Here is a 15834-nt window from a genome sequence, read left to right as displayed (position 1 = left end):
GCGCTATCCAAGGAGGTGGGCGACATGCTGAAACCAGACCACGATCGGCGCCGGCAGGTAAACGCCGGCGACCAGCACCAATGCGAGATGCGCGAACATCGGCAGATAGGACGCTTCCGCCGGCCGGGTCGGACCGCGCGGCTCGCCGAAGGCGACGCCGGTTAGCCGCAGCGTCAGCGCGCCGAACGCCACCAACAGGCCGAACACCAGCAGCAACGCCAGCAGCGGCTGCCGCGCGAAGGTCGAGCTGACCACCAGAAATTCACTCATGAAGATGCCGAGCGGCGGCAGGCCCGCGATCGCCACCACGCCGGCGACGAAACCCCAGCCGAGCGCCGGATGGGTCTCGGTGATGCCGCGGATCTCGTCGAGCGTCTGGGTGCCCTTGATCTGCACGATGTGGCCGACCGCGAAGAAGATCGCCGACTTGGTCAGGCTGTGCATCACCATGTGCAGGAGACCAGCGAAATTCGCCAGCGGCCCGCCCATCCCGAACGCGAACACGATGATGCCCATGTGCTCGATCGACGAATAGGCGAACAGCCGTTTGATGTCGCGCCTTCGATACAGCATGAAGGCGGCGAAGATCAGCGACGTAAGCCCCATCGTCACCATCAGCGTGCCCGGCGCCATGGCGCCGGGATTGGCGGTCATCAGCATCTTGAAGCGCAACAGCGCGTACAGCGCCACGTTCAACAACAGCCCGGACAGCACCGCCGAGATCGGCGTCGGGCCCTCGGCATGGGCGTCGGGCAGCCAGGCGTGCAGCGGCGCCAGGCCAACCTTGGTGCCGTAGCCGAGAAACAGGAACACGAAGGCGACGTTGAGCAGGGCGGCGTCGAACTGCGAGGCGCGCTCGATCAGCAGCGTCCAGATCATGGCGTCCTGGCCTTCGCCGATGATCGGCCGCGCCGCCATATAGACCAGGATGGTGCCGAACAGCGCGAAGGCGATGCCGACGCTGCCGAGGATGAAATATTTCCACGCGGCTTCCAGCGCCGCCTCGGTGCGATAGATGCCGACCATCAGCACCGTGGTCAGCGTCGCCACTTCGACCGCCACCCACATCAGCCCGATATTGTTCGACACGAACGCCAGATTCATGCCGAACATCATGGTCTGGTACATCGCGTGGTAGAACCGCAGATAGGCCGGGGTCAGCCGGCCGGTCTCGAGTTCGTGGGCGATGTAGCTGGCGCTGAACACGCTGGTGGTGAAGCCGACAAAGGTGTTCAGCACGATGAAGACGATGTTGAGGTCGTCGACCAGCACATAGGGCCCGGGCGTCGGGCGCGGCAGGATCAACAGCAGCACCGCGCAGACGAAGGTGGCGAGGCTCGCCAGAACGTTGAGCCGCGCAGTCAGCCGATAGCCCGGCAAGGCCGCCAGCAATGCTGCGGCGAAGATCGGGATCAGCACTACGCCGAGCACCGGGTTGAACGCCGCGAAATTCATCGGCGTTCTCCGCGGGATTCGTCGAGTGCGGCGACGTCGACCGAATCGAAGCGTTCGCGGATCCGGAACAGGAAGATGCCGATCACGATGAAGGCGATCAGGATCGAGAACGCGACCGAGATTTCGACCACCAGCGGCATGCCCTTGGCGCCGGTGGCGGCCAGCACCAAGCCGTTCTCCAGCGACATGAAGCCGACCACCTGGGAGACCGCGTTGCGTCGCGTCACCATCACCAGCAACCCGAGCAGCACCACCGACAGCGCGAAGGCGAGGTCTTCGCGTGCCAGCGCGTCGGCCTCGGCGGTGACCCGCAGCATCAACACCATCGACAGCGCCACCAGCCCCATGCCGGCCAGCATGGTCGGGCCGATGCCGACCGCGGTCTCGATGTCGCGGTGAATGCCGAGCTGGCGGATGATGCGATGCAGCGCCACCGGGATGATGATCGCCTTGAACACCAGCGCGATCGCCGCGGTGACGTAGAGATGCGGCGCGTCCTGGATGAAGGCCTGCCAGGTCACCGCCAGCGACAGCGTCACCGCGTGCAGCGCGAACACGTTGAGCAGCGAATAGAGGCGATCCTGATACAGCATCATGAAGCTGATCAGCACCAGGCCGCCGGCCAGCGAGTGTGAGATATCGAAATCGAGACTGTGCATCACAAGCTTTTCGATACGAACAGGAGCAGCGTGCCGAGCAGGCCGAGCATCAAAGCTGCGCCGAGGAATTGCGGAACGCGGAACACCCGCATTTTCGCGGTCGCGGTCTCGAACACCGCCAGCAGGAAGCCGGCGATGGTGACTTTCAAGAGATACATCGCGGCGCCGATCACATAGGACAGCGGCCCGGCGCCGAACACCGCAATTTCCCACGGGAAAAACAAACAGGCGATCAGCGAGATATACAACAAAAGCTTGAGGAAGGCGCCGAACTCGATCAGCGCCAGATGCCGGCCGGAATATTCCAGGATCATCGCCTCGTGCACCATGGTGAGCTCGAGGTGGGTCGAGGGATTGTCGACCGGGATGCGGGCGTTTTCCGCCAGCGCCACGATCACCAGCGCGATCATCGCCATGCCGAGCGAGACGCGGAGGCCGACCTGCGACGAGGCGATGAAATTCGCCACCGTGGAGAGCTGCGTCGAGCCCGCCACCAGCGCCACGCAGAACACGATCAACAGCATCGCAGGTTCAGCCAAGGCCGCGATCATCACTTCGCGCGATGAGCCGAGGCCGCCGAACGCGGTGCCGACGTCCATGCCGGCCAGCGCCAGGAAGAACCGCGCGGTGCCGAGCAGCGCCACGATCACGATGAGGTCGGCGGTCCAGTTGAACAGCAGCCCGGTGGCGAAGGTCGGCACCAAGGCGGCAGCGACCCAGATCGCCGCGAAGGTGAGATAGGGCGTGGCGCGGAACAGCCAGGAGGCGTTGTCGGCCAGCACCACTTCCTTGCGCAGCAGCCGCAACAGGTCGCGATAGGGCTGCAAGATCGACGGCCCCTTGCGGCGCATCAGCCGCGCCTTGACCTTGCGGATGAAGCCGGTGAGCAGCGGCGCCAGCAGGAACACCAGGAGCATCTGGATGCCCTGCACCAGGATGTCGGAGATCACGACCATATCGCGAGCACCAGCAACAGCGTGACCAGGGTGGCGAACACCAGGCTGAGATAGCCGCGGATCGTCAACAGCTGCCAGCGATCGAGCCTTTTCGACGCGGTGTCGACCGCGCCGGCGATGCGCCCGTACAGCGTTTCCCAGACCAGATCGTGGATCTCGACCGAGAACCGCGCAGGCTTCACGCTGCCCGGCGGCGGCATCTCGACGTGCTCGCGGGCGGCGAACAATAGCGTGCCGAATACCCGGCGCAGCGGCTGCGCGAAACTGTCCGGCGAATATTGCGCCTGCGGCACCGCATCGGAAAAGCCGCAGCCCCAGGCCGGGCCGCGGCGTACCGCGTGCGAGGAGAACCGCCGGATCGCCAGATAGCCGAGCGACGCCGAGATCGCGATGAACACCAGCACCAAGAGGCCATTATAGGAGCCGCGGCGCTCGGCGATCGGGATGATCGAGAGCCACGGTAAGTGCGATTGCGCGCCGAGCCGGCTGTCGAGGATCTGCTGCGTCACCGGCGACAGCGCGTCGATCACTAGGCCCGGGAAGATGCCGGCGAACAGGCACAGCGACGCCAGGATCACCATCGCGGCCAGCGAAAAGTGGTCGACCTCCTGGGCGTTCGCCGCCGCCTCGCTGCGCGGCCGGCTGAGGAAGCTGACCCCATAGGCCTTGACGAAACACGCCGCCGCCAGCGCCGCGGCAAGCGCCAGCAGCGCGCCGATCGCCGGCACCATGATCTTCAGGCCCCATTGCGGCAGGCTCGGGCTGAGCAGCACGGCCTGAAACATCAGCCATTCCGAGACGAAGCCGTTGAACGGCGGCAGCGCTGCGATCGCCACGCAGCCGATCAGGAAAACCACGCTGGTCACCGGCATGCGGTGGATCAGCCCGCCGAGCTTGTCCATGTCGCGCGCCCCGGTCGACACCAGCACGGCGCCGGCGCCGAAGAACAGCAGGCTCTTGAACAGCGAATGGTTGAAGACGTGAAACAGCGCCGCGGTGAGGGCCAGCGATGCGGCCAGCGTCTGGTTGTTGGCCTGAAACGCCAGCGCCAGCCCAAGGCAGACGAAGATGATGCCGATGTTCTCGATCGTCGAATAGGCCAACAGGCGCTTCAGGTCCTTTTCCAACAGCGCGTAGAGAATGCCCATCACCGCGGTGACGCCGCCGAGCGACAGCACCAGCACGCTGGCGGTCCAGTTCGGCGGTCCCAACAGATCGAACACCACGCGGATGAAGCCATAGACCGCGACCTTGGTCATCACCCCGCTCATCAACGCGGAGACGTGGCTCGGCGCCGCGGGATGCGCCAGCGGCAGCCAGACGTGCAAGGGCACTAAGCCCGCTTTGGAGCCGGCGCCGAGCAGCATCAGGATCAGCACCATTGTGGCTTCGCCCGGCGCATGCGGCATGGCGCGGATCGCCGCGAAGCCGTAGTCGCCGGCGGGACCCGCCAGCAGGCCGAATGCCAGCAGCAGCGCCAGCGTGCCGAAGCTCGCCATCAACAGATAGACATAGCCGGCGCGGGCGTTGCCGGGTTCGCGATGATGCGTCATCACCAGCGCCCACGACGCCAGCGACATGAACTCCCAGCACAAGAGATAGGAGAACGCGTCGTCGGCCAGCACCACCAGATTCATCCCGGCCAGGAACGCCGGAAAGAACGGCAGCACCCGCTGCGGCGCGTGCTCGTGCCGGCCGTAGCCCAGCGCATAGAGGCTGGCGATCGCGCCGCCGAGATTGACCACGGCGAGGAAGAACGCCGCCAGTGCATCGAGCCGGAAATGCGCGCCGAGCCACGGCAGGCCGATCGGCAGCACGATCTCGTCGGCGCCCGTGCCCGCGAGCAGGGCGCGCAGCGCGCCGATCAAAGCCAGCGCACAGACGATCAGGGTGGCGCCATAAACCAGCGCGGTGGCGGCTTTGGCGCGGCTCAGCGCCACGGCGAGCACGGCGATCCCCAGCAGGGCCGCGACGCAGACAAGTTGCGCGGCCACTGCGGTCAGCACCAGAGCGTCCTCGCAAGGCGCCGGGCACGCTCCGACCGTCCAGGCGCAGCACCGCATGCGTTCGCCCATAGCGGCGCACGCGCGTCGGCCATCCTGGTCAAGAACCGGCTCATGATGCAATTAACATGATGTCTGATCTATTAAACATCTTCTAGGGGCAAGCGAATCCGACTTTCGCAGCATGGCATCTTCCGAGGGGATTTTCTTGCGCTGGCGCAATCGAGCATCGGCGCCATATCACCGCCGGCCGCCCGTTGAACAGGAGAGGTTCCATTGCACCGTCAATGGGCATCAACGCTGCCTTTGTATGCAAACACCAGGCACGGCATGGGGCGAGCGAGTCGGCGGCTGATAGAATTCCACGATTGCCGCCTGATCAGTCTTGGCTGACCCTGGCACGATGTTTGCCAATCGTTCGCTGAAAAAATCCGTGGCGCGGCCGGCGTCCGCGATTCACCCGAGGGCCTCAACGGCCGCGCGCGGCGAGAGCGCCGCCCTCTTAACTTACGAGATCGTGAGTGACCGATGCGCCTGCCTGACCCTCTCGACGCCTATATCGACGCCGTCGGCGCCGCGCTGGCGCTGCCGATCAAGCCCGCCTGGAAGCCCGCGGTGCGCGCCAATCTCGAGATTACGCTGAAATTGGCGCGGCTGGTCGAAACGAATTCCCCCTGCCCGACGGCGTTGCAACAGGCCGGCGTGGCGTTGGCGCCGCGGCCGAAAGCCTCTCCATGAACGTCGGCAAGCTGACCCGCGCCGAGGACCTGCGCCGGCAACTCGCCGACGACATCGTGCGCGGCACGCTGCCGCCGGGATCGGCGCTCGACGAGACCGAGATCGCGCAGCGCTTCAAGGTATCGCGCACCCCGGTGCGCGAGGCGTTGCGGCAGCTCGCGGCCTCCGGCCTCGTGGAGTCGCGCGCACACCGCGGCGCGGTGGTGGCGCAGCCCTCGGCGCAACGGCTGGCCGGAATGTTTGAAGCGATGGCCGAGCTGGAAGCGCTGTGCGCCGGTTTCGCCGCCGAGCGGATGCCGCCGATTGAGCGCCAGGCGCTGCAGGCCACCCACGAGGAGGCGCGGCTCGTCAGCCAGGCCGGCGATCCGGATCGCTTCCACGAGGTCAACGAGCGGTTTCACAACGCGATCTATGCCGGGGCGCAGAACGACTACATCGCCGAAATGACGCTGGCGACCCGGGTGCGGGTGCAGCCGTTCCGCCGCGCCCAGTTCCGCAATCTCGGCCGGCTGGCGAAATCCCACGCCGAGCACGACCGCATCGTGCTGGCGATCCTGCGCGGCGACCGCAACGGCGCCGCCGCGGCGATGCGCGCCCATATCGATCTGGCGCGCGACGAATACGAACTCTACGCGGTGTCGGTGTAACGCCGCCCCGCCCTGTTCGGCCGAGGCGGCGTTGCACATTGCAGCGGGATCGCGCTTCTTCGAAACCTCATCCCGCAGCCAATCGATCAATCGTCGCGGACGTCCGGTCCGGGCCTTCGGCGCTGCCGTCGCCTGGTTACGACTGGCGCGGGCGGCGGATCCGGGTCGGCTGCTCGCACAACATCACGGTCGAACAGTCGTCGTCGGATTCGCCTTCGCCGAGCGCTGCACCGCAATGGCGGCAAGCGCGGATGCGGATCGCCGCCCCGGATCGACGCAGTTGGTAGCCGACGAAATCGACGACATTCTGCGCGCGCGTTGTTACTTTCTCAACCATGGCTGTCCTCGCTCTTGAGGCAGCTTTATCGCAGCAACAGTTCTGTCAATTGTTCAGTCGAACGCTCAAATTTTACCGTTGCCGACAACGCTTCGGTCGCACGCGATGCGGGTACTAAGCGCCTGCTACGCACCTATCCGAGATGTTTGTGGAAAAACTCCGCGGCGCGGCCCCAGGCCAGCTCGGCGGCTTCGCGATCGTGCACCGCGGCGCGCTGTTCGTTGACGAAGGCGTGGTCGGCTTCGTAGCGATAAAATTCGGCGGTCTTTCCCGCGGCCTTCATCGCGCTCTCGAAGGCGTCGACCAGTTGCGGCGTGCACCAATCGTCGCGCGTCGCGAAGTGGCCCTGCAGCGGCACCCGGACGTCGGCGGGCTTCGCCGCCTGCTCCGGCGGGATGCCGTAGAACGCCACCGCGGCGCCGAGTTCGGGAATCTTGCAGGCGCCGATGATGGTGACCGCGCCGCCGAGGCAGAACCCGGTCAGCCCCACCTTGGCGCCGTTGCGGCCGAGATATTGCGCCGCGCCGCGCACCGTCTGGGTGGTGGCATCGATGAAGTCGAGCGAGCCCATCTCTTTGTTGGCGGCCTCGGTGTCGTGATACGGCACCACCACGCCGTTGTAGAGATCGGGCGCCAGCGCATCGAAGCCGGCCAGCGCGAAGCGATCGGTGAGCCCCTTGATCTGCTCCGACAGCCCCCACCATTCCTGGATCACCACCACGCCGGGCGCGTTGCCCTGCGCGGCGTTGGCGAGATAGCCGTGGGCTTCCTTGCCGTCGGGACGCTTGAAGGTGATGTGGGTGCCCATGGGGTCCTCCGAAGATGTTTTGCAAAGCGATTTGCTTGAGTGCGATTTTGACCGCTGCGGCCGCCGGATGCAATCGCCACTGAGGCGCGATGGCGTGTCGATGCGTGGCCGAGCGCCGGCTAGCGCCGCACTACTTAACCTCTCCCCGCTTGCGGGGAGAGGTCGACCTGGCGGAGCGAAAGCGAAGCCGGGTCGGGTGAGGGGGCGCCTCAACATAACGAGGCGCCCCCTCACCCGGCGCGACAAGCTTCGCTTGTCACGCCACCCTCTCCCCGCAAGCGGGGCGAGGGGCCGACGCCGCGCCGCTCGGATCGAGTTCGACACAATCAGCGCGAACCGCTCATCCAACCGGGTCGGTCAGGCTCAGGGCCAGGGTCAGGAGCGCTGCCGAAATCGCAATGCCGGATTTCGGGCAACAAAAAAGCCCCCGCAGGGGCTTTTCCGTTTTTGCAGTGAGCGGCGCTTAGTGGGCGTCGGCCCAGATCCGCTGCTTGGTGAAGTACAACAGGCCGGACAGGATCAGCAGGAAGATCATCACCTGCAGGCCGAGCCGCTTGCGGGCCTCGAGATGCGGCTCCGCGGCCCACATCAGGAACGCAGAGACGTCGTTGGCGTATTGCGCCAGCGTCTGCGGCGAACCGTCGTCGAACGTGACCTGCCCCTCCGACAACGGCGGCGGCATCTTGATCGAATGGCCTGGGAAGTACTTGTTGTAATAGGAGCCGTCGGGCAGCGTGAAGCCTTCCGGCGGGGTGTCTTCGAAGCCCTGCAGCAGCGCGGCGATGTAGTTCGGGCCCTGCTCCTGGAACTGGGTGAAGAAGTCGAACACGAACTGCGGGAAGCCGCGCTCGTAGGAGCGAGCCTTCGCCATCAGCGACAGATCCGGCGGGGCGGCGCCGCCATTGGCGGCACGCGCGGCCATCTCGTTCGGGAACGGCGACACGAAGCGGTCGGCGACCCGGCCGGGACGGTCGAACATGTCGCCGGCGTCGTTCGGGCCATCCTTCACGGTGGCTTCGGCGGCGACCGCGGCGGCCTGCTCCGGCGTGAACGACGGTCCACCCGGATCGGCGAGGTTGCGGTAGGCCAACAGCTTCAGCGAGTGGCAGGCCGAGCAGACTTCCTTGTAGATCTTGAAGCCGCGCTGCAACTGCGCCCGGTCATACTTGCCGAACGGGCCCGCGAACGACCACTGCTGCGACGCCGGGATGTTCTCCTCGGTCGCGGCCTTGGCGTTCTGCAGGCCGCCCATCACCAGGGTGCCGGCCAATCCCAGCACCACGGCGATCGACGCCACGGTCTTGCCGAGGCTGCTGTCGGATTTCGACAGCACGTCGTCGGAGATCGAGTTCGGCAGCGGCAACGTCTTCTCCATCCGCGACAGCAACGGCAGCACGATCAGGAAGTAGGCGAAGTAGGCCGCGGTCAGGAAGCGTGCCAGGATGGTGTAGATGCCTTCCGCGGGCTTGCCGCCGAGCCAGCCGAGCAGGATGCAGACGACGACGAAGGCCCAGAAGAAGCGCTTGCCGAGCGGGCGATAGCGCGACGAGCGCACCTTCATGCTGTCCAGCCAGGGCAGGAACAGCAGCACGATGATGGCGCCGAACATCGCGACGACGCCGAGCAGCTTATTGGGGATCGAGCGCAGGATCGCGTAGAACGGCAGGTAGTACCATTCCGGAACGATGTGCGGCGGGGTCACGCCGGGATTGGCCTGAACGTAGTTTTCCGCGTCGCCGAGATAGTTCGGCATGTAGAAGATGAACCACGAGAAGAAGATCAGGAACACCGAGGCGGCGAACAGGTCCTTCATGGTCGCGTAGGGAGTGAACGGCACCATGTCCTTTTCGGTCTTCGGCTCGACGCCGGCCGGGTTGTTCTGGCCGGTGACGTGGACTGCCCAGACGTGCAGGATGACCACGCCGACGATCAGGAACGGCAGCAGATAGTGCAGCGAGTAGAACCGGTTCAGCGTCGGGTTGCCGACCGAATAGCCGCCCCACAACAGCGTCACGATGCTGTCGCCGACGATCGGGATCGCCGAGAACAGGTTGGTGATCACGGTGGCGCCCCAGAAGCTCATCTGACCCCAGGGCAGCACGTAGCCCATGAAGCCGGTCGCCATCATCAACAGGTAGATGATCACGCCGAGGATCCACAGCACTTCGCGCGGTTCCTTGTACGACCCGTAATACAGGCCGCGGAACATGTGGATGTAGACCGCGATGAAGAACATCGAGGCGCCGGCGGCGTGGGTGTTGCGCAGCAACCAGCCGAAATTGACGTCGCGCACCAGCGCCTCGACCGAGGTGAAGGCGAAGTCGACGTGCGGGGTGTAGTGCATCGCCAGCACCACGCCGGTGATGATCTGGATCACCAGCATCATCGACAGGATGACGCCGAACGTCCACCAGTAGTTCAGGTTGCGCGGCGTCGGAAAGGCAATGAAGGAGGAATGAACGAGGCCGACGATCGGCAGGCGGTCTTCCAGCCACTTCATGACGCCGGGTCGTGGCTGATAGGTCGAAGGTCCACTCATTGGGGCGATCCTGGAATTATTGCAGAGAGGCTGAGGGAAGGGCAGCGTCAGCCGATTTGAATCTTGCTGTCGGAGACGAACTGATAGGGCGGGACGGGCAGGTTGGCCGGGGCCGGCCCCTGACGAATGCGACCGGAGGAGTCGTATTGCGAACCGTGGCACGGGCAGAAGAAGCCGTCATACTTGCCTTCGTGCGCGATCGGAATGCAGCCGAGATGGGTGCAGATGCCGATCACCACCAGCCACTGCTCGTGACCCTCTTTGGTGCGGTCCTGGTCGGTCGCCGGATCGGGCAGGCTCGACAGCTCGACGGCGCGGGCCTCTTCGACCTGCTTGGCGGTGCGGTTCATGATGTAGATCGGCTTGCCGCGCCAGAACACCTTGATGTCCTGACCGGAGGCGATCGGCGCCAGATCGACCTGGATCGGCGCGCCGGCGGCGATCGTCGAGGCATCCGGGTTCATCTGCGCAACCAGCGGCCACACCGTGGCCGCTGCACCTACGGCGGCAACCGCGCCGGTGGCGATGTAAAGAAAATCACGGCGTGTCGGGTCCGACGAAGCCTCTGTGGTCACGATAAAAAGCCCTTTCTCGTCTCAAACCGGTCAAACCGCCCAGCCGGTTCGCATGATCAGTGCGCCCGGGAGCGGCTACGACATCCGCATCCCCGAGGGGAGCGGCAAAACGACCTATTGAACCGCAACGGCCTTTGGCACAGCGGTCCAGAATCGTTCTATTGGCACCCTTGCCCGGGGAGCGCAAGCCCGCTATCGACCTAGTCCAAATAGCTTGCCCGAAAACTACGCAGCCCAATGATTGGTCTCAGCTTTCGTGGCTGACGATGAAGGCGCAGCACGGAATGCGGATTGCACTCTTCCAACCCGACATTCCGCAGAATACCGGAACGATCCTGCGGCTCTGCGCCTGCCTTGATGTCGAAGCCCATATTATCGAGCCCGCCGGGTTTCCAATTTCCGATCGTCACTTCCGCCGCGCCGGCATGGACTATCTCGATCAGGTGACAATCATACGGCACGATTGCTGGTCGAATTTCGAGCAGTGGCGCGCTGCAACAGGATGCCGGCTGGTGTTGCTTACGACCAAAGGACTAACGCCCTATCTGGAATACCGCTATTCTGCGTCCGATGTGCTGTTGCTGGGGCGGGAATCCGTCGGCGTGCCGGACGACGTCGCCGCGGCGGCCGATGCGCGGCTGGTGATTCCGGTGCAGCCGGGGCTGCGTTCGCTCAACGTCGCGATGGCGGCGGCGATGGTGCTCGGCGAAGCGCTGCGGCAGACCACACCGGGCAGCGAGGTTTCGTGAGCTACGCCGTCAAGGAAATCTTCCTCACATTGCAAGGCGAAGGCGCCCATGCCGGCCGGGCGTCGGTGTTTTGCCGGTTCGCCGGCTGCAATCTGTGGAGCGGGCGGGAACAGGATCGCGGCGCCGCGACCTGCCGATTCTGCGACACCGATTTCGTCGGAACCGACGGCACGCTGGGCGGCCGCTACGCCTCGGCCGACGCGCTCGCCGATGCTATCGCCGGGCAATGGAGCGGCGACGACAAATTCCGCTACGTGGTATTAACCGGCGGCGAACCGCTGCTGCAGCTCGATGCCGCGCTGATCGCTGCGCTGCACGCCCGCGGTTTCAGCATCGGCGTGGAAACCAACGGCACGTTGCAGCCGCCCGACGGCATCGACTGGCTCTGCGTCAGCCCGAAGGCCGGCGCCGAACTGGTGCTGCGCCAGGGCCAGGAACTCAAACTGGTGTATCCGCAGCCGGGCGCCTTACCCGAGCGATTCGAAGGTCTCGGCTTCGAACGATTTTCGCTGCAGCCGATGGACGGCCCGGACGCCGCCGCCAACACCGCAAGCGCGATCGATTATTGCCTGGCGCATCCGCAATGGCGGCTCAGCCTGCAGACCCACAAGACGCTCGGCATCAGGTAGCGGCTCTTCGAGGGCGCAATTCCGTGGCGCCACCAACTCCGCACCGTCATTCCGGGGCGCGCGAGCGACAGCTCGCGCGAACCCGGAATCTCGCAACGGTCCGGCGCTCGCAACCGCAGCGAGATTCCGGGTTCGCTCGGCCTTTCGGCCTCGCGCCCCGGAATGACGATGTCTTTCTCATTGAGGGCGACATGCGCGTGCACGCTGAGGGCGGCAAGCCTGGATGTGACGCCGCCGTGTTCGGCTTGTCATGACGAATCGCTACCTTGAGCTCGCGTCAACAACCAACGCGAGGAGAGGCTCATGGAACTATCACCGGGCGACGTCGTGATGCTGAAGTCGGGCGGCCATCCCTTGACGGTGGCCGAGGTCAAGGATGACGCGGTGGTGTGCGTCTGGATGGGTGAGGAAGGCGATCTGTTCCGCGAGACGCTGCCGCGCGCGGTGCTGGAACGCGCCGACCTGCTGGCCGCGGAAGACGATGACGGCGACGACGAGCCGTCCGACGAGAACGAAGACGAGACCGAGGACGAAGACGACGCGCAGGACCACAGCAAGGTCGCCTAACCGCAACTGACGTCGCGCCGCGACGACGCCGGCCCGCGCGGCCGGCTGCTGTCGCGCATCAGACAAGGCCGTGTCCCGGGCGCGGTGCAGCGCGCAGCGCTGCTCCGCAGAACCGGGACCGTTACGAAGGCAGCATCCGTAACGGCCCCGGATCTGCAGCGCACCACGCCGTAAGAGCGGCGCGCTGCCCTGCGTCCGTGGCATGACTCTGCGTTCAGCGACCCGCGTAGCGACTCGGCATTCAGCGACCCGCGTTCAGCGACCTTGAGGTCAGTTCAACTATAATCGGTGGTCGCGGGTGAACCGCGCCACCGTCTGATCGGCGATGTGGGTCAGCGTCGATTCGTCGAGCGCGAAATCCGAGGCCAGCCAGGCGTCTTCGGCGAGCGCGATGATTTGGCCCAGCGCCGGGCCCTGCACCACGCCGCGGGCGATGAAATCCGCGGCCTTCAGCGGAAACGCCGGCGCCTGCCAGCGCTGCGGCAGCGTCACCAGATCGAGCCACGGCACCGGATCGGCGCCCTGCCCGGCGCGCGCCCAGGCCAGCATCATGCGATCGTGATAGCGGGCTTCGCCCAGCCGATACAGCCGCCGCTTGGCGAGCGTCTCCTCCATGCCGCGCAGCCGCCACCAGCGGTGGCCCATCGAATCCAGCCGCTTGCACTCGGCGTTCGACAGCCGCAGCCGCTGCGTCAGCCGCCGCGCATCCTCGGTCACCGCGACCGCCAGCGCGCCGAGCCGGCGGATCGCGTCGGGCGCCAGATCCAGCCTGCGCTCCGCGGCGATCATCGCGGCGAACGGACCGTGAAACGCGACGCCGCCGAACACCCGCAGCAGCAAGCCGGCCTCGCCCATCGCCGCCACCGCCGCGCAGGCGCCGGGCGCCACCATCAGCTTCAGCATCTCCATCCGCACCCGCTCGGCCGATAGCTCAGCCAGCCCGTCACGGCCGCGGATGCAGGAGAGGTAACCGTCGCGGTCCGGCGCGCCCGCGCCATAGGCGGCGTGAATCCGGAAGAACCGCAGGATCCGCAGATAGTCCTCGGCGATGCGCTGGTCCGGATCGCCGATGAAACGCACCCGCCGGGCCTCGACGTCGTCGAGCCCGCCGACGTAATCGTGCAGCGTGCCGTCGAGCGACACCGACAGCGCGTTCATGGTGAAGTCGCGGCGCTGCGCGTCGGCGGCCCAATCGTCGCCGAACGCCACCTTGGCCTTGCGGCCGAAGGTCTCGACGTCCTCGCGCAGCGTGGTGATTTCGAACGGCTCGCCGTCGGCGACCAGCGTCACGGTGCCGTGCTCGATGCCGGTCGGCACGCTCTTGAAGCCGGCCGCGTCGGCGCGGCGCATCACTTCATCGGGGAGCGCCGTGGTGGCGATGTCGATATCGCCGGTCGGCAGCCCGATCAGCAGGTTGCGTACCGCGCCGCCGACCACGCGCGCCTCGGCGCCATCCTGGTTGAGCAACGCCAGCACCCGTGCCGCGGGGCCGCAATTCCACGGCGCATCGTCAAGCCTTCGCACCGAACTCACGTCCCGCCTCCGTCACTTCTCGTAGCCCGGCACCAGCCGGCCGTTTTCAATATGCGCGGGAACGTAGGTCGCATTCGGCGGCGCCCCGGAGTAATGCGCCAGCAGCAGCAGGCTGACGATGGTCAGGACCAGCGCGCCCAACGCCAGCTTGCCCAACACATGCAAAGGCCACGAGGATTGCTTCAGCACGCCGGAGCGGCTCGCCAGCAGATAGAGCGCGTAGATCGCGAACGGGATCAGGAAGATCCCGATTTCGGTGAGCACCGGACGAATCATGGCAGATAAACCCGCTCGTACAGCACCCGCAGAATTCCTGCGGTGGCGCCCCAGATGTAACGTTCGGCGAACGGCATCGCGTAGTAGCTACGCTCGGCGCCGCGAAATTCCTTGCTGTGCAGCTGATGATTGGCCGGGTTCATCAGGAACGACAGCGGCACCTCGAAGGCGTCGTCGACCTCGGCCTTGTTGACGCGCAATTCGAAGCCCGGCCTGACCCGCGCCACCAAGGGCAGGATGCGAAAGCCATAGCCGGTGGCGTAGAGATCGAGATAGCCGATCGGATCGACATAGCCGCGGTCGAGCCCGATCTCCTCCCAGGCCTCGCGCAGCGCGGCGTCGCGCGGCGAGGCATCGATGGCGTCGATCTTGCCGCCGGGAAATGCGATCTGGCCGGCATGGTCGGTGAGATGCGCCGCGCGCATCGTCAGCAGCACGGTCGGCTCGGCATGGTCGACCACCGCGATCAGCACCGCGGCGGGACGGACCGGCCGCTCCTGCGCGATGATCTGCCACATCCGGTCGGTGCCGGCATCGCCGCTGGCGGGCACCAGGGTCGGATCGGTGAGCGCGGGCGGAACGTCGAACCCCAGCCGTTGCCGGGCGCGGCCGAAGAATTCCTCCGAGTCGATCCCGACGACGCCAGGACCGGTCTCCAGCACAGGCTCGTTCAAAGCGCTCCCCTCACCTGCTCCGCGTCGGCCATCGCAAAATACGCGCCGCCGGAAGCAATGCCAAACATCGCACGGCCATCGACCACCCGCTCCTCACCAATGTCAACCAGATCGTAATACAGCGCCCGCGTCACCTTGGCCCACAGTTCGGCGCGAACGTGCAGATACGGCATCAGCCCGCCGTCGGCTGCGACCTCGAACCGCAGCCGATGCTCGGCATCGCAGGTCACCCAGTCGTCGACATTGGTGCGAAACCGCAGCAGCGGTGCGTCGGCTTGGACCTCGCGGACCATCTCGACGGCGAGAAACGGCGCGTCGTCGACGGTGATGCCGACCTTTTCCACCGGCGTCACGAGAAAGTGCTTGCCGTCCTCGCGCTTCAGAATCGTCGAGAACAGTCGCACCAGCGCCGGCCGACCGATCGGCGTGCCGAGATAGAACCAGGTGCCGTCGCTGGCGATTCGCATGTCCAGATCGCCGCAGAACGGCGGGTTCCACAGATGCACCGGCGGCAGACCCTTGCCCGGCTTGCTGGCGGTGGTCGCCGCCGCGGCGAGGCCGTCGAGATTTTGAATCGGGCTCTGCCCTTGCTTCGCCATGGTTACCTGACCTGCTGTTCGAGTTTGGCACGATTGGTGCAAAGATCGAAACGCTCTAGGGTTGTCTAACTCTCCATATCGTGATGCGGT

At 65.8% G+C, this 15834-nt stretch carries 16 protein-coding genes and 1 pseudogene; 5 read left to right on the top strand and 12 right to left on the bottom strand.

Going from position 1 to position 15834, the window contains the following annotated elements:
* Window positions 1-3: 3 nt before the first annotated feature.
* Genes HNR60_RS15505 through hyfB form a run of 4 tightly spaced genes read right to left on the bottom strand, consistent with a single transcriptional unit; the run spans window position 4 to window position 5073 of the window.
* The gene (locus tag HNR60_RS15505; protein WP_184259040.1) at window positions 4-1455 is read right to left on the bottom strand and encodes a hydrogenase 4 subunit F; all 1452 of its coding nucleotides are present in this window, start codon (window positions 1453-1455) and stop codon (window positions 4-6) included.
* Window positions 1452-2114: a hydrogenase-4 component E gene (locus tag HNR60_RS15500; RefSeq protein WP_184259038.1), complete on the bottom strand. Its 663-nt coding sequence runs from the start codon at window positions 2112-2114 to the stop codon at window positions 1452-1454. Before HNR60_RS15500 ends, HNR60_RS15505 begins: the two co-directional genes overlap by 4 nt.
* Window positions 2114-3070: a respiratory chain complex I subunit 1 family protein gene (locus tag HNR60_RS15495; RefSeq protein ID WP_184259036.1), complete on the bottom strand. Its 957-nt coding sequence runs from the start codon at window positions 3068-3070 to the stop codon at window positions 2114-2116. Before HNR60_RS15495 ends, HNR60_RS15500 begins: the two co-directional genes overlap by 1 nt.
* Complete coding sequence (gene hyfB, locus HNR60_RS15490; protein ID WP_184259130.1) at window positions 3061-5073, bottom strand: hydrogenase 4 subunit B; 2013 nt, start codon at window positions 5071-5073, stop codon at window positions 3061-3063. The genes HNR60_RS15495 and hyfB overlap by 10 nt, the downstream gene beginning before the upstream one ends.
* A 534-nt stretch (window positions 5074-5607) precedes the next feature.
* On the opposite strand from hyfB, the pseudogene HNR60_RS15485 reads away from it, so the two are divergent.
* A pseudogene (locus HNR60_RS15485) lies at window positions 5608-5756 on the top strand (DUF4089 domain-containing protein); the annotation flags it as partial.
* 51 nt (window positions 5757-5807) lie between these two features.
* Window positions 5808-6458 carry a GntR family transcriptional regulator gene (locus tag HNR60_RS15480; RefSeq protein WP_184259034.1) on the top strand — a complete coding sequence of 217 codons (651 nt, stop codon included), beginning with the start codon at window positions 5808-5810 and terminating at the stop codon, window positions 6456-6458.
* Window positions 6459-6594: 136 nt separating this feature from the next.
* On the opposite strand, the gene HNR60_RS15475 is transcribed toward HNR60_RS15480, so the two are convergent.
* The 4 genes from HNR60_RS15475 to petA form a co-directional block, all read right to left on the bottom strand.
* Complete coding sequence (locus HNR60_RS15475) at window positions 6595-6795, bottom strand: hypothetical protein (protein ID WP_184259032.1); 201 nt, start codon at window positions 6793-6795, stop codon at window positions 6595-6597.
* A gap of 133 nt (window positions 6796-6928) precedes the next feature.
* Complete coding sequence (locus HNR60_RS15470; protein ID WP_184259030.1) at window positions 6929-7603, bottom strand: dienelactone hydrolase family protein; 675 nt, start codon at window positions 7601-7603, stop codon at window positions 6929-6931.
* A 463-nt stretch (window positions 7604-8066) separates the two neighbouring features.
* Entirely contained in the window at window positions 8067-10142 is a 2076-nt protein-coding gene (locus tag HNR60_RS15465; protein ID WP_184259028.1) for a cytochrome c1, read from the bottom strand.
* Between the two features lie 47 nt (window positions 10143-10189).
* The gene (petA, locus tag HNR60_RS15460) at window positions 10190-10717 is read right to left on the bottom strand and encodes a ubiquinol-cytochrome c reductase iron-sulfur subunit (protein WP_184259026.1); all 528 of its coding nucleotides are present in this window, start codon (window positions 10715-10717) and stop codon (window positions 10190-10192) included.
* Window positions 10718-11001: 284 nt separating this feature from the next.
* On the opposite strand from petA, the gene HNR60_RS15455 reads away from it, so the two are divergent.
* The 3 genes from HNR60_RS15455 (at window position 11002) to HNR60_RS15445 (ending at window position 12662) form a co-directional block, all read left to right on the top strand.
* Window positions 11002-11466, top strand: coding sequence for a tRNA (cytidine(34)-2'-O)-methyltransferase (locus tag HNR60_RS15455; RefSeq protein WP_184259126.1), 465 nt, complete (start codon window positions 11002-11004; stop codon window positions 11464-11466).
* A complete protein-coding gene (gene queE, locus HNR60_RS15450; RefSeq protein WP_184259024.1) occupies window positions 11463-12095 on the top strand; it encodes a 7-carboxy-7-deazaguanine synthase in 633 nt (210 codons plus the stop codon). The genes HNR60_RS15455 and queE overlap by 4 nt, the downstream gene beginning before the upstream one ends.
* Before the next feature lie 303 nt (window positions 12096-12398).
* Window positions 12399-12662, top strand: a complete 264-nt coding sequence (locus HNR60_RS15445; protein WP_184259022.1) for a YodC family protein — start codon at window positions 12399-12401, stop codon at window positions 12660-12662.
* A 279-nt stretch (window positions 12663-12941) separates the two neighbouring features.
* Here HNR60_RS15445 and HNR60_RS15440 read toward each other — a convergent pair whose 3' ends face one another.
* The 4 genes from HNR60_RS15440 to HNR60_RS15425 are packed head-to-tail and all read right to left on the bottom strand — an operon-like array spanning window position 12942 to window position 15744.
* Window positions 12942-14195 carry a tRNA nucleotidyltransferase/poly(A) polymerase-related protein gene (locus tag HNR60_RS15440; RefSeq protein WP_184259020.1) on the bottom strand — a complete coding sequence of 418 codons (1254 nt, stop codon included), beginning with the start codon at window positions 14193-14195 and terminating at the stop codon, window positions 12942-12944.
* 12 nt (window positions 14196-14207) lie between these two features.
* Window positions 14208-14471, bottom strand: coding sequence for a DUF6111 family protein (locus HNR60_RS15435; RefSeq protein ID WP_184259018.1), 264 nt, complete (start codon window positions 14469-14471; stop codon window positions 14208-14210).
* Window positions 14468-15103: an NUDIX hydrolase gene (locus tag HNR60_RS15430; RefSeq protein WP_430694956.1), complete on the bottom strand. Its 636-nt coding sequence runs from the start codon at window positions 15101-15103 to the stop codon at window positions 14468-14470. The genes HNR60_RS15435 and HNR60_RS15430 overlap by 4 nt, the downstream gene beginning before the upstream one ends.
* Before the next feature lie 38 nt (window positions 15104-15141).
* Entirely contained in the window at window positions 15142-15744 is a 603-nt protein-coding gene (locus HNR60_RS15425; RefSeq protein WP_184259014.1) for a DUF1285 domain-containing protein, read from the bottom strand.
* Window positions 15745-15834: the final 90 nt, after the last annotated feature.

This window comes from Rhodopseudomonas rhenobacensis, assembly GCF_014203125.1.
In the GTDB taxonomy this organism is placed as follows: Bacteria; Pseudomonadota; Alphaproteobacteria; order Rhizobiales; family Xanthobacteraceae; genus Rhodopseudomonas_A; species Rhodopseudomonas_A rhenobacensis.
Note: the sequence above shows the minus strand (reverse complement) of the source record. Positions and strands in the feature narration are given on the sequence as shown.

What these genes read in the sequence shown, in the direction of transcription:
- HNR60_RS15505 (WP_184259040.1), bottom strand. Translation starts at nt 1,455, where the DNA reads ATGAATTTCGCGGCGTTCAACCCGGTGCTCGGCGTAGTGCTGATCCCG.
- HNR60_RS15500 (WP_184259038.1), bottom strand. Translation starts at nt 2,114, where the DNA reads ATGCACAGTCTCGATTTCGATATCTCACACTCGCTGGCCGGCGGCCTG.
- HNR60_RS15495 (WP_184259036.1), bottom strand. Translation starts at nt 3,070, where the DNA reads ATGGTCGTGATCTCCGACATCCTGGTGCAGGGCATCCAGATGCTCCTG.
- HNR60_RS15480 (WP_184259034.1), top strand. Translation starts at nt 5,808, where the DNA reads ATGAACGTCGGCAAGCTGACCCGCGCCGAGGACCTGCGCCGGCAACTC.
- HNR60_RS15475 (WP_184259032.1), bottom strand. Translation starts at nt 6,795, where the DNA reads ATGGTTGAGAAAGTAACAACGCGCGCGCAGAATGTCGTCGATTTCGTC.
- HNR60_RS15470 (WP_184259030.1), bottom strand. Translation starts at nt 7,603, where the DNA reads ATGGGCACCCACATCACCTTCAAGCGTCCCGACGGCAAGGAAGCCCAC.
- HNR60_RS15465 (WP_184259028.1), bottom strand. Translation starts at nt 10,142, where the DNA reads ATGAGTGGACCTTCGACCTATCAGCCACGACCCGGCGTCATGAAGTGG.
- HNR60_RS15455 (WP_184259126.1), top strand. Translation starts at nt 11,002, where the DNA reads ATGCGGATTGCACTCTTCCAACCCGACATTCCGCAGAATACCGGAACG.
- HNR60_RS15445 (WP_184259022.1), top strand. Translation starts at nt 12,399, where the DNA reads ATGGAACTATCACCGGGCGACGTCGTGATGCTGAAGTCGGGCGGCCAT.
- HNR60_RS15435 (WP_184259018.1), bottom strand. Translation starts at nt 14,471, where the DNA reads ATGATTCGTCCGGTGCTCACCGAAATCGGGATCTTCCTGATCCCGTTC.
- HNR60_RS15425 (WP_184259014.1), bottom strand. Translation starts at nt 15,744, where the DNA reads ATGGCGAAGCAAGGGCAGAGCCCGATTCAAAATCTCGACGGCCTCGCC.